The sequence below is a fragment of the Alteribacillus bidgolensis genome, from assembly GCF_002886255.1.
Classification (GTDB): domain Bacteria; phylum Bacillota; class Bacilli; order Bacillales; family Marinococcaceae; genus Alteribacillus; species Alteribacillus bidgolensis.
Genome location: NZ_KZ614149.1, coordinates 1,041,005 through 1,054,380, shown reverse-complemented (window position 1 = coordinate 1,054,380; position 13,376 = coordinate 1,041,005). Strand labels below are relative to the sequence as shown.

The window sequence follows — 13,376 nt, the reverse complement described above, 5'->3', positions numbered from 1 at the left end:
AAATGTTGTGTGAAAGAAATTTCCAATTCCTCCCTCTGGTTTTTTTGTTTTTCTCTTTTATTCTTCCTGCAACTTTCTTTTCCTATCCGTATTCAGGTTATCTAATTTCTGAATGATATGCATGATTAAAGAGGACGGTTGTCATACTAACAATACATTCAATAAGGGAGGTATTTAAATGTCAGATAATCAAGGCCCATCCACACCACAGCAGCCCAGCCCTGGAACGTCTCCTAATCCATCTCCACAACAACCGCAGCAGCCAAACAAAGATGATAAAAGTTCAAGCCTTGTCAATAAAATACAAGAACTTGGCCAAACCAATGTAGCACAAATGGAGAATTCGAATATTCATTGTATTACGGTGGTGGGTCAAATCGAAGGACATATGCAGCTTCCTCCGCAAAATAAAACAACGAAATATGAACATATTATTCCACAGCTCGTAGCAGCAGAACAAAACCCAAAGATAGAAGGACTGCTGCTCATATTAAATACAGTTGGAGGAGATGTAGAAGCAGGCCTTGCTATGTCCGAAATGGTAGCAAGCATGAGTAAGCCGACCATAACAATTGTACTTGGGGGAGGGCATTCAATCGGTGTTCCAATTGCTGTAGCGGCTGACTATTCTTATATTGCAGAAACAGCCACCATGACGATTCACCCGATTCGATTAACCGGACTTGTAATCGGAGTTCCTCAAACCTTTGAGTATCTCGATAAAATGCAGGATAGGGTGATTAGTTTTGTTACCCGCCACTCTAATATTGAAGAAGAAACATTTAAAGAATTGATGTTTGCAAAAGGAAATTTGACAAGAGACATTGGTACAAATGTTATTGGAGCCGATGCCGTGAAATATGGATTAATTGACGAGGTTGGAGGCATTGGGCTTGCTTTAAAAAAACTCAATCAACTTATTGATGAAGAGAAACAAAAGAATGGGGACATGCTGCAATGATTCTCTATACTCCGCTTTCCATGGATTCGATTTTTCCACCTGATGAAAATGCTTGGAACAATAAAAGGCAGGTGAATATTGAAAACGGTACGCTCGTTATTGAAAAAACAGATGACTTCACTTGGAAGGTCGTTTCTCTTCATAGTTCAAATCCTCATGATTATTTATTGCAAAAATACCAACCAGGTATAGAATGGACAGGAGAATAATGTTTTTTTGAAGGAAATGAAGGAAAAATGTGTTATAATAAAATAAGAATAGTCATACAAAGAGGGCTGTCTCCGATATTTTCTCGCATGAGGCAGCCCAATTCGTTGTGGTTAACATTTTTTAAGTATTTTTCTCGGATAATACATGCCGTTTTCTGCAACTAATCAGCATCGGAAGGTTCGAGGTGATAAAATGGCAAAAAAATCTAAGCGTAAAAAAAGGTCTTCCAAACATTGGAAGGCACAAATGAAATATGAATTGAGCGGACTTTTTATTTTCACTTTTGGCATTCTTGCACTCTTCCATTTAGGACGGGCAGGGGAAGTAACATTGTCCCTTTTTCGTTTTATTGCAGGTGAATGGTCCCCTTTAATAAATATAGGGATATTAATTTTAGCAGCGGCGTTAATTATAAAAAGAAAGATTCCAACCTTATTTGGGAAGCGATTAAGCGGAGTTTATCTAGCTATTATTACATTACTGCTTTTAAGTCACGTACAAATGTTTGAGAATCTGGGAAGCCTTGGTGAATATCAGGAAAGTTCGGCGCTTGTAACAACTTGGGAGTTATTTATTCTTGATCCCTTTGACAGCGGGCGTGTGGAAGACCTAGGCGGAGGCATGGCTGGGGCAGTACTGTTTGTTACGACGCAGTTTTTATTTGATGCCGGCGGAACAAGAGTTATAGCTGTTTTATTATTTATCCTTTCTTTTTTACTTATTACTGGTCTTTCGATTCAGGATATTATTCAGTATATTTCTAAAAAAAGCGGACCAAAATTAAAACAAGCAGTGCTTTCTATACAAACTAAAACAAAGCAGCGAAAAGAAGCTTTAGAACGAAGAAAAGTTGAAAAGGAAAAAGGTGTACAAGAGACGTCTTCAAAACATAACAATAAATCAGCCGATCAATCTCCTGAAAAGGAGGAAGCACTAGAACCTGTTATCTATAATTTTGCCGAACAAGCTTATCAAGGTGGAGAAATAGAAAAGAAAGAACGATCCAATCAAGCTGAGACAAAAGAAGAACCAAAGCCATCTCATACAATAAGCAATCAGGAAGAAGGAGGCAAAGAAGAACAAACACCGTTAATATCACATGAACAAGAAAATAAAGACTATGAGTTGCCAGCCCTGCATTTACTTGGTACTCCAAAGCATAATACGCAAAATCAAGAGCGTGGGCTAATTTCCTCTAATGCCCGTAAATTAGAAGAAACATTGCATAGCTTTGGAGTAAAGGCCCGTGTTAATGAAGTGCATTTAGGCCCTGCTGTTACAAAGTACGAAGTGCAGCCTGATACGGGAGTGAAAGTCAGTAAAATAGTCAATCTAGCCGATGATTTGGCACTCGCTCTTGCTGCTAAAGATATACGGATAGAAGCTCCGATTCCAGGAAAAGCAGCTGTAGGTATCGAAGTTCCTAACCAAGAAGTAGCGATGGTTACGTTAAGAGAAGTATTAGAAGCAGGTTACCAAAAAGAAGATCATGTACTTGCTGTAGCATTAGGTCGTGACATCTCGGGCGAACCTGTACTGGCGTCTCTGCATAAGATGCCGCACCTACTTGTTGCAGGGGCTACTGGCAGCGGTAAAAGTGTTTGTATTAACGGTATTATTACAAGTATATTAATGAAAGCAAGGCCGCATGAAGTAAAACTCATGATGATTGACCCTAAAATGGTTGAATTAAATGTATACAACGGGATACCGCATTTGCTTACCCCTGTTGTTACCGAGCCAAAAAAAGCTGCACAGGCGCTTAAAAAAGTCGTAGCAGAAATGGAAAGACGTTACGATTTATTTTCCCACACTGGAACGAGAAATATTGAAGGGTATAATGAACTCATTAAAAAGCAAAATGAAAAGGAAGAGGAAAAACAGCCAGAGCTTCCATATATTATTGTACTAGTAGATGAACTTGCTGATTTAATGATGGTAGCTTCAAGCGATGTGGAGGATGCTATTACACGGCTTGCTCAAATGGCACGGGCAGCAGGTATTCATATGATCATTGCAACGCAGCGTCCTTCGGTGGATGTTATTACAGGAGTAATCAAAGCAAATATTCCTTCTCGAATTGCCTTCGGTGTTTCAAGCCAAACCGACTCTAGAACGATCTTAGATTCATCCGGGGCAGAAAAACTGTTAGGAAAAGGGGATATGCTTTTTCAGCCGGTAGGAGCGAACAAATCAACAAGGGTACAAGGGGCGTTTGTATCTGATGAAGAGGTGGAAACGGTAGTGGATGCCGTCATTTCTCAGCAGAAAGCGATCTATCAGGAAGAAATGATTCCAGAAGATAAACCAGAAGTGAAAGAAGAAGTAAGTGATGAAATTTATGACGACGCTGTTCAATTGGTACTGCAAATGCAAAGTGCATCCGTGTCCATGCTGCAGCGCAGATTTCGAATAGGATATACACGTGCAGCCAGGTTAATTGATGAAATGGAAATGCGGGGTATTATAGGGCCTTATGAAGGAAGTAAACCAAGAGAGGTTCTTGTCAGTCAACATAGCGATCAAAATAATGAAGAGATGCCATCGCGCTAAAAGCTGTAAAAACAAGGAGGTAATGAACCAATATGTTAGAAGAACAAGTTATTAATAAGAATGGACTCGATGTACATTTGGTATCCACTCCAAAATACAAAACCACGACTTTTGTGTTACAAATAAAAAGCAGTTTAACACAAAAAACAGCAACCGAACGATCACTTTTAGCGAGTGTGTTAAAAAGCGCAACAAACGAGTACCCTTCTCGAAAGCAAATCAGGCTTTATTTAGATGAGCTGTATGGAGCATCTTTTCAGGCAGATGTTCAAAGAAAAGGAGAAAATCATCTCCTTTCGCTGCGGCTGGAGGCAGCAAATGAAAAATTCTTAAAAGACAAAGTCCCTTTGTTTAAAAAAAGCCTGTCCTTTTTGCGTGAAGTGCTTGAAAATCCATACCTTGATGAAAATGGAAATTTTTCTGAGAAAGTTATACGAGAAGAAAAACGTACGCTAAAACAGAGAATGGAATCCATCTATGATGATAAAATTCGGTATGCAAATAAACGTTTGTTAGAAGAAATGTGCAAAGATGAACCATATTCTGTTCACCCATATGGTGAGATGGAAAAAGTAGACGAGGTCACTTCTGAGACTTTAATGCAGGAATATAAGCGAATGCTTCAAGAAGATGACATCCGCCTATATATTGTTGGAGATGTGAAAGCAGAAGAAGCAGAAGAGGCAGTTTCTATATTTTCTGTCACTTCTAAAACAGAAGAGGCGATGAATGAAGGAAATGACAGCGAAGCGAAAGAGCCAAAAGAAATAACGGAAACCGATGATATTCAACAAGGCAAACTCCATTTAGGATATAGAACGTCTATCACTTTTGCTGATAACCTTTTTCCAGCAATGCAAGTAATGAATGGTTTATTTGGAGGTTTTCCTCATTCTAAACTGTTTATGAACGTAAGAGAAAAAGAAAGCATGGCTTATTACGCTGCTTCAAGGTATGAGAGCCTGAAAGGATTGGTGTTAGTCTTTGCAGGCATTGAAGCTTCTAAATATGAAAAAGCGGTGGATATTATAAAAAAACAGTTAGATGATATGAAACAAGGCCATTTTACCGACGAGTCTGTTGAACAAACAAAAGTGATGGTAAAAAATCAATTGCTTGAAACAGCAGACTCTGCAAGAGGTATTGTCGATCTATATTCTCAAAGCGTAGCTGCAGATAAAAAACGGGATTTATCAGAATGGGTAAAAGCAATTGATTCTGTTACAAAGCAAGATGTTATAGAAGGAGCCGCTACTGTTGAATTGGATACATGTTACTTTTTACGCGGTGAGGAGGCTGCAAAATGACAAACAAGAAAACATTTGACCAGTTGCAAGAGACAATTTATAATGAGCAGCTCGATAATGGTTTAACAGTATATGTTCTTCCTAAACCAGATTTTCATAAAACATTTGCTGTTTTTTCAACAAATTATGGATCGATTGATAATCACTTTGTACCTATTGGAAAAAAAGAAGCAGTAACGGTCTCAGACGGCATTGCTCATTTTCTTGAACATAAGATGTTTGAAGATGAACAAGGCGATGTGTTTCAGACCTTTGGAGAACAGGGAGCTTCAGCAAACGCATTTACAAGTTTTACAAAGACAGCATATCTATTTTCAAGTACACAGGATACGGATAAAAACTTAGAGACTTTGCTTGATTTTGTTCAGCACCCTTATTTTACGGATGAAACGGTTGAGAAAGAAAAAGGAATTATTGAGCAGGAAATTACAATGTATGAAGATAATCCTGATTGGCAGTTATTTTTTAATCTGCTTGGCAGTATGTATCATAAACACCCGGTAAAAATTGATATTGCAGGCAGTGCAGATTCGATTTATGAGATTACAAAAGAAGACCTTTACGAATGTTATGAAACGTTCTATCATCCATCTAATATGATTTTATTTGTTGCTGGAGATGTGCAGACTGATCAGATTATTGAATTGGTACGAAATAACCAAAACAATAAATCATTTAAAGAGCCTGAAGAAATTGAACGGATCTTTGACGGTGAGCCAAAAGAGGTAAAAAATGATAAATCGGTTGCAAAAATGAGTGTGAACACGCCAAAATGTATGGTCGGATATAAAGTGAATGCCAGTAAGTTAGAGGGGAAAGAACTGCTGAAATATGAATTTTCCATGCAGTTAATGCTTGATGCATTGTTTGGTCCAGGTTCTGATGCGTATGAAGCTTTATACGAAGATGGATTGATTGACGATTCTTTTTCCACAGAGTTTACAGCGGAACGCTCCTTTTCTTTTCTAGCAGTAGGAGGCGATACAAAAGAGCCTGATAAATTGGAAGAACGTATTATTCAAACAATTGACAATGCCAGGGACAAAGGTTTATCTGAAGACCAGCTCGAACGGGTAAGAAAGAAAAAAATCGGTAACTTTTTAAAACAGCTGAATTCACTTGAGTTTGTTGCAAATCAATATACGAGTTTTGCGTTTCACAATATTCATTTGTTTGAAGCCATTCCGGTTTTAGAAGAAATAACAATAGATGAAATAAATCAAATGCTGGAAACCCATTTTGAAGAAAGTACACGTTCTGTTTCACAAATAATACAAAAGCAGGCGAATTAAAAGATGTCACGGTTTACATTAATTACAGGGGCTAGCGGTGCTATCGGCAGAGCTGTTGCTCTTAAAATGGCTGCTGAAGGAAAACCGTTGTTTCTCCATTATAATAAGTCCAAACAGGATGCCATTTTTTTAAAAGAAAAATGTGAAACTTTTGAGGTACCTGTATTCTTAGTAATGAGTGACCTTTCAAAAAAAGGAGGGGCTGATAAGCTTTTTAAACAGCTGCACTCCCCTGTAGATACGCTCATATATAATTGTGGAATCCAGCATTATGGTTTTTTTCAGGATATTGGCGAAGAAGAGCTTTATGAACTGGCCAATCTTCATTTATTAAATGCCATGTTGTTAACCAAGAAATTGCTGCCAGCTATGATTTCTAACAAACAAGGAAAAATTGTGATGATATCTTCTATTTGGGGAGAGCGCGGGGCAGCGATGGAAGTGGCTTACTCTGCTTTAAAAGGCGGCTTAAATACGTTTGTGAAGTCGCTTGCCAAAGAAACTGCCCGATCTGGCATATGTGTAAACGCACTTGCTCCAGGTGTAATTGATACCCCTATGATGTCAGGTTTTTCAGAAAGTGACATGCAAGCTTTAAAAGACGAAATTCCTGCTGGGCGTTTCGGATATGCTGAAGAAGCAGCCGAAGCAGTTACATTTTTAACGAGCGGCAAAGCTAGTTATATAAATGGTCATGTTCTTGATATAAATGGTGGCTGGTAAAATAATTTTCTTTTTATCAACACATAATTTTCCTCCTGCCGGAGCATCTTAAAATATGATGACACCTTTAAGGAGGGAATTACATGTCTGTATTAGATAATTGGGATCAATGGAAACAGTTCTTAGATGGAAGACTTCAGCAGGCCAAGCAAGACGGTATGACAGAAAATGTTACTTCTGACATAGCTTATGAGGTAGGAGAATATCTTGCAAACAACGTAGATCCTAAAAATGAACAAGAACGAGTATTAGCTGATCTATGGAAGGTAGCTGATGAGCAGGAGCAGCATGCAATTGCCAATATAATGGTTAAAATGGTACAGTCGAACTCCTCTCAATAATGCTGCAAAGACCGATGCTGTCCTTCTTAATAAGGGGGACAGTTTTTCTTTTTTATACTTTAGCGTACAATGTCAAATAGTTTTTTTCGTTTTTTGGGTATAGGAAATACACCTACCACCAATCCATTTCAATTTTTGGATTGGAAGGAAGCAACTGACAGGGAACGTTATGTCATTAACCACACCTTCTCGGACCTGAAGTGGAAAAGCCTCGTTTTCATTCTGCAGAAAGTGCATCCTGGCATAGAGTACGACGTAAAGTTAACGTACAATTCGCATTTGCAGGAGGAGGTGGACAATGCTAAAGTTCGAGGTCTATAGGCCTCCAAGGAATATTTCGATCTCACCTCAATTCCAGAGCATTTTGGCCATTCTATTATTTCATACACCAGGAATGTTTAACTTTGTTAAAAGATCATAGTATAAGTAAATTTAAGCCTTCCGCCCATAAAGGACTCGGCGTCAAGCCGAGTTTTTCGAAAAAAATTGCAAGTACAATAGTTTGAAAATCAGTTTATTACTCTGTTCAAATAGAGAAAAATAGCGTAAAATGACAAATATCTGAAAAGAAAGATCTGTAAGAAGAGGTGAAAGAAGGATGGAAGAAAAAAAAGAGTGGTATTTAGAGTATGAAATCCATCAAAACCGTCCAGGCCTTCTTGGGGATATATCCTCCTTACTAGGTATGCTTTCAATCAATATTGTTACCATTAATGGTGTAGAAGACAGCCGGCGAGGTATGCTTATTCGAAGTAAGCATGATGATCAAATCACCCGTTTTCGTTCCATTCTTGACACAATTGATAATATTACCGTAAGAAAAATGAGAGAACCGAGGCTGCGTGATCGGCTGGCGGTTATGCACGGCCGTTACATAGAACGAGATGCGGACGACAAAAAGACATTTCGATTCGTTCGTGATGAACTTGGCCTGCTCGTTGATTTTATGGCAGAATTGTTTAAAAAAGATCGTCATTATCTCGTTGGTATTCGAGGGATGCCGAGGGTAGGAAAAACAGAATCTTTAGTAGCTGCCAGCGTCTGCGCTAATAAACGGTGGTCTTTTATATCGTCAACGCTTCTTAGACAGACCGTACGAAATCAATTGGCTGATGATGAGCTCGAAGAAGGACATATTTACATTATTGATGGAATTGTTTCAATGATGAGAGCTACAGAAAAACATAGAATGTTAGTGGACGATATTTTAAGGCTCCCTGCCGTAAAAGTGGTGGAACACCCTGATATATTTGTAAGAGAGTCTTCTTATACGCTTGATGATTTTGATTGTATAATTGAATTAAGAAATGACGAAAAAGAGGAGATCACATATGAAGTGGTAGAATCAGGTTTTTCTTCTTTTGATATCAGTTAGGTGGTAGGTGTTAATAGTGTCAGAGCTTGGTCAATTTTTAAAAACGAAAAGAGAAGAAAAAGAACTTTCGCTTGAAAAGATGCAAGAGATAACAAAAATACAAAAACGATATTTATCAGCCATTGAAAATGGAAAGTACGAAGCTCTTCCCGGAGCATTTTATACGCGGGCTTTTGTGAAAAGTTATGCAGAAGCGTTAGCACTTGACCCGGATGATATTTTTGAGACATATGGAGGAGAACTTCCGCAGCCAAAGCAGCAGGCAACAGATTTGCCTTCTAGAGCGGAACGGGCAAGACCAAATGTACAAAAAAAGAAGGAAAAAAAATCAAATGTTTTTCCTGCATTAATGGGCATTTTATTTTTTATTGTAGTAGCTGCTGGAGTCTACCTGGTTGTACAAGGAGCTGGCGGCGGCAATCCGGGCGGTGTATCTCCGGAAGATGACCCATCCATTGAAGTTGATTCTAATGATAATATGGGTACATCAGACGAAGATAAAGGCAATGAAGAAGAACAAGAAGAAGAACAAGAAGAGGAACAAACCGAAGACGGCAGTGAAACGAAGGAAGATAAAAACGGATCTGAAGAAAAAGAAGATGAAACAGAAGAAGCAGAAAATGAGGAACCAGAGCTCCTATCTACAGACAATCGCCGGTCCACTTTTGATGTATCAGGTTCAGAGGATATGATGATTGAATTAGAGCTTTCGGGAGACTCTTACCTGGATGCCCAAGATAAAAATGGTACTATTCTTGAAGATTTTGCAGGTGTTTCAGAAGGCGATATTGTAGAACTTGATTACAGTGATGAAGATTATGTGAAATTAAATATTGGAAATACCACAGCCGTTACCGTTCGTTTTAATGGACAAGTTATTGAATATCCGATTGACCCCTCCGAAGCGGTTCATCAGCACCTTATTTTCGATAAGCAAGCTGAATAATGTAGTCCCTGGGGTAAACTCCGGGGATTTTTCCATTCATTTTAAAACTTCCATCCTTCTCCTGCCTTCTTTAATGAACATGGTTCAAATTGATTTCCTTTCCTCGGTATGTGTATTGTGTGATACAATGACGTCTAGGGGAGCATAGAGCATTAGAAACGAGGGAAAACCATGAATCTGCCGAATAAAATAACAATTGCACGTATATGTTTAATACCGATTTTTATGATATTTATGCTCGTTCCGTTATCAATGGGCAGTATTGAAATAAGCGGGATATCACTTCCCGTCACGCATGCAGCAGGTTTTATTATGTTTATCATTGCCGCTTCTACTGATTGGCTGGACGGTTATTATGCAAGAAAATACAACTTAGTCAGTAATTTTGGTAAATTCCTAGATCCTCTGGCTGATAAATTACTTGTAACCGCCGCATTGCTGACTTTAATTGAATTGCAGATACTTCCAGCTTGGATGGCCATTGTCATATTAAGCAGAGAATTCGCAGTAACAGGAATTCGGCTCGTCGCTGCTTCTGATGGAGAAGTTATTGCAGCGAGCAATCTCGGTAAATGGAAAACAGTTTTTCAAATGACTGCCCTAGCTGTTCTTCTTTTAGATGGTCTTATTTTTGCCATCCTAAATATTCCATTAGGAATGATTCTTATGTGGATTGCTGTTGTATTGACGATAATATCAGGTGTTGATTATTTTTTGAAAAACAAGCATATTTTCAAGCATTCGATGTAATGAAGTGTTGAATGGGGTGGAAAAATGAATGCAGAAATTATCGCAGTAGGTTCAGAACTTCTTCTAGGTCAAATAGCGAACACTAATGGACAATTTTTGTCACAGGAGCTGGCTGCCGTTGGTATAAATGTTTACAGGCATACAGTTGTGGGTGATAATAAACCACGTATGAAATCAGTGCTCGAAGAAGCTTGCGAAAGAGTGGATGTTGTATTTATATCAGGCGGTCTCGGACCAACCGAAGATGACCTTACAAAGGAAGTTGTCGCCGATTTGACAGGTAAGCGCTTAATGTATCATGAACCTACTCTTGATAACATGAAACAGTTTTTTAAACAAAGAAAAAGAGTTATGTCTGAAAATAATAAAAAGCAGGCTCACTATACAGAAGGCAGTGATGTATTTTATAATAGAGCCGGACTTGCCTGTGGTATGGCAGATAAATACAAAGGAACTTTATTCATTCTTCTGCCGGGACCTCCTCGTGAATTAAAACACATGTATGAAAACGAAGCGAAACCTTACTTATTAAAAAAAATGTCTGGAGAATCTTTAGTGTTATCTAGAGTTCTTCGTTTTTTCAATATAGGAGAATCCAGACTTGAAGAAGAACTGATAGATCTTATAAAAGCACAAACGAACCCGACTATTGCGCCGCTAGCTTCTGACGGGGAAGTGACAATCCGACTTACAGCAAAAGCAAATACCCGTTCTGTGGCAGATGACTTATTAGATAATATAGAAAGCCAGATTAAACTCAGAGTGGGAAAATATATTTACGGCAGAGAAAATGAGACATTGCCTGTACAAGTTGTAAAAAGGTTCGGTGACCAAAAAATAACTCTGGCTGCTGCGGAAAGTTTAACTGGCGGATGGTTTGCCAAGCATATTGTCGATGTTTCCGGAGCTTCGGCAATGTTCGAAGGATCCTCCACTGTGTATTCTCAATCAGTGAAAAACAAGGTGTTAGGGATAAGCAATGATTTGATGAATACATACGGAACGGTAAGTAAGGAATGTGCCGAGTCGATGGCAGAGAAGGTCCGCCTCCAGTATCAGACAGACATAGGCATTAGTTTTACTGGCGCAGCAGGACCAGGCGCTTTAGAAGGAAAGTTACCGGGTACAGTGTGGATTGGAATTGCCGGACCACATGGAGTGACATCTCATGAATTAAATCTCGCTGGGAGCCGTGAACAAATTCGCCGCTTAGCAGTTTATTACGGCTGCTGGTTTTTACTGAAGGAAAAGGTGGTAAACAAATGACGTACTTTGACGATTTTGATGTAAAAGATGAAATTAAAAAAGCGATTCGGGAAATGGGGTTTGAAGAACCTTCTCCCGTTCAGGAAAAAGCAATTCCTGAAATATTGCAATCAAAAGATGTAATTGGCCAGGCGCAAACTGGTACTGGGAAAACGGCCGCATTCGGGATTCCGCTGATCAATCGAATTACAAAGGAAACGCACGTTCAGGCTATGATTTTAACTCCGACAAGAGAACTTGCTATACAAGTGTCCGGGGAACTGCAAAAACTATCTAAATACTTAAATATTCGTACACTTCCTATTTACGGCGGACAATCGATTGGACATCAGATTAAAGCATTAAAGCAAGGGGTACAGATTGTAATTGGTACTCCAGGGCGGGTGCAGGATCATTTAAGACGGAAGACATTAAAGCTTGACCGCGTAAAAACAGTCGTTCTTGATGAGGCAGATGAAATGCTTGATATGGGCTTCATTGAAGATATTGAGACCATTTTAAAACAAATTAATGTTGATAGACAGACACTTCTCTTCTCAGCTACGATGCCTCCAGCGATTCGTAAGCTTTCTAAACGTTATATGGTGAAGCCGGCAACTGTTTCTATAAATAAAAGCGAAGTAACTGCTCCTTCTATTGATCAATGGTATTACAAGGTGCTTGAACGCAACAAACAAGAATCTTTGTGCCGAATCTTAGACAGTCAGGACCCGGAGCTTGGCATTATTTTCTGCCGCACAAAAAAAGGAGTAGCAGAATTAACGGAAGTGCTGCAAGCGAGAGGGTATTTAGCAGATGGGCTTCATGGAGATCTTACTCAGTCCCAGCGTGATGCTGTCATGAAAAAATTCCGTGAAAGTACAATTGAATTACTTATAGCAACTGATGTAGCCGCTCGCGGAATAGACGTACAAAATGTCAGTCACGTTATAAACTATGATATCCCGCAAGACCCGGAAAGTTATGTGCACCGTATCGGTCGTACAGGAAGAGCCGGCCGTACAGGACAAGCCTTGACTCTTGTCACACCAAGAGAAATGAAACACCTTCGTTCAATCGAATCAGAGATAAAGATGTCTATACCAACAAAGAGTGTACCTTCTATTGAAGAAGTCGTGGAAAAACAGCAAGAAGCATGGAAAAATCTTATTATTGACCAATTCGAAGATGAGCAGGAATTATCACTTTTTGATGATCTTGCAGATGAACTTTTAGCAGAGTATGATCCAAAAAACATTATTCGTTCTTTAATGAAAATGAATTTCTCGACTGCTATCGGGGAAAATGATGACGGCTATAATTTTGGAGAAACCGGCGGCGCAAAAGGAATGATTCGATTCTTTATTAATGTTGGACGAAATGTTAATATGAGTCCTAAAGTTTTGATTGAAGAAATTTCAGATGCAGTCGGCATACCTGGAAAAGCAGTAGGACGCATTGATATCTTTGAAAAATTTACGTTTGTAGAAGTTCCAGAAGAAGTTGCACCTTTTGTTTATGAAGCACTGCGTTATTCGCGTATAAATGGCGCGCGTGTTAATTTAGAACCAGCAAAACCGCGTCCGAAAAGAAGCTCTTCTCCATCAAAACCGCGTTCAACTAAATAGAACCAGGCATGAAAACTGTTCAGAGGAAATTCCTTTGAACAGTTT

General features: G+C 39.0%; 12 protein-coding genes. All 12 read left to right on the top strand.

Features of this window, described 5'->3' with window-relative positions:
• Positions 1–178: 178 nt before the first annotated feature.
• The 12 genes from CEF16_RS05445 (at position 179) to CEF16_RS05385 (ending at position 13,331) form a co-directional block, all read left to right on the top strand.
• Positions 179–961, top strand: coding sequence for a ClpP family protease (locus CEF16_RS05445; protein WP_091580679.1), 783 nt, complete (start codon positions 179–181; stop codon positions 959–961).
• On the top strand, positions 958–1,170 hold the full coding sequence (locus CEF16_RS05440) for a YlzJ-like family protein (RefSeq protein WP_091580677.1): 213 nt from the start codon (positions 958–960) through the stop codon (positions 1,168–1,170). Before CEF16_RS05445 ends, CEF16_RS05440 begins: the two co-directional genes overlap by 4 nt.
• Positions 1,171–1,363: 193 nt before the next feature.
• Positions 1,364–3,724 (top strand): DNA translocase FtsK, encoded by a 2,361-nt coding sequence (locus tag CEF16_RS05435; RefSeq protein WP_091580674.1) that lies wholly within the window; start codon positions 1,364–1,366, stop codon positions 3,722–3,724.
• A gap of 32 nt (positions 3,725–3,756) precedes the next feature.
• Positions 3,757–5,031 (top strand): EF-P 5-aminopentanol modification-associated protein YfmF, encoded by a 1,275-nt coding sequence (gene yfmF / locus CEF16_RS05430; protein ID WP_091580672.1) that lies wholly within the window; start codon positions 3,757–3,759, stop codon positions 5,029–5,031.
• On the top strand, positions 5,028–6,323 hold the full coding sequence (gene yfmH, locus CEF16_RS05425) for an EF-P 5-aminopentanol modification-associated protein YfmH (RefSeq protein WP_091580669.1): 1,296 nt from the start codon (positions 5,028–5,030) through the stop codon (positions 6,321–6,323). Before yfmF ends, yfmH begins: the two co-directional genes overlap by 4 nt.
• 3 nt (positions 6,324–6,326) lie before the next feature.
• Positions 6,327–7,046, top strand: coding sequence for an elongation factor P 5-aminopentanone reductase (ymfI, locus tag CEF16_RS05420; RefSeq protein ID WP_091580666.1), 720 nt, complete (start codon positions 6,327–6,329; stop codon positions 7,044–7,046).
• An 83-nt stretch (positions 7,047–7,129) separates the two neighbouring features.
• A complete protein-coding gene (locus CEF16_RS05415; RefSeq protein ID WP_091580664.1) occupies positions 7,130–7,387 on the top strand; it encodes a DUF3243 domain-containing protein in 258 nt (85 codons plus the stop codon).
• Between the two features lie 598 nt (positions 7,388–7,985).
• Entirely contained in the window at positions 7,986–8,762 is a 777-nt protein-coding gene (locus CEF16_RS05405) for a DUF3388 domain-containing protein (protein WP_091580659.1), read from the top strand.
• Positions 8,763–8,778: 16 nt separating this feature from the next.
• Positions 8,779–9,708, top strand: a complete 930-nt coding sequence (locus CEF16_RS05400; protein WP_170031622.1) for a helix-turn-helix domain-containing protein — start codon at positions 8,779–8,781, stop codon at positions 9,706–9,708.
• A gap of 171 nt (positions 9,709–9,879) precedes the next feature.
• A complete protein-coding gene (gene pgsA, locus CEF16_RS05395; protein WP_091580653.1) occupies positions 9,880–10,458 on the top strand; it encodes a CDP-diacylglycerol--glycerol-3-phosphate 3-phosphatidyltransferase in 579 nt (192 codons plus the stop codon).
• 24 nt (positions 10,459–10,482) lie between these two features.
• Complete coding sequence (locus CEF16_RS05390) at positions 10,483–11,724, top strand: competence/damage-inducible protein A (RefSeq protein ID WP_091580651.1); 1,242 nt, start codon at positions 10,483–10,485, stop codon at positions 11,722–11,724.
• Entirely contained in the window at positions 11,721–13,331 is a 1,611-nt protein-coding gene (locus CEF16_RS05385; RefSeq protein WP_091580648.1) for a DEAD/DEAH box helicase, read from the top strand. Before CEF16_RS05390 ends, CEF16_RS05385 begins: the two co-directional genes overlap by 4 nt.
• Positions 13,332–13,376 lie beyond the last annotated feature (45 nt).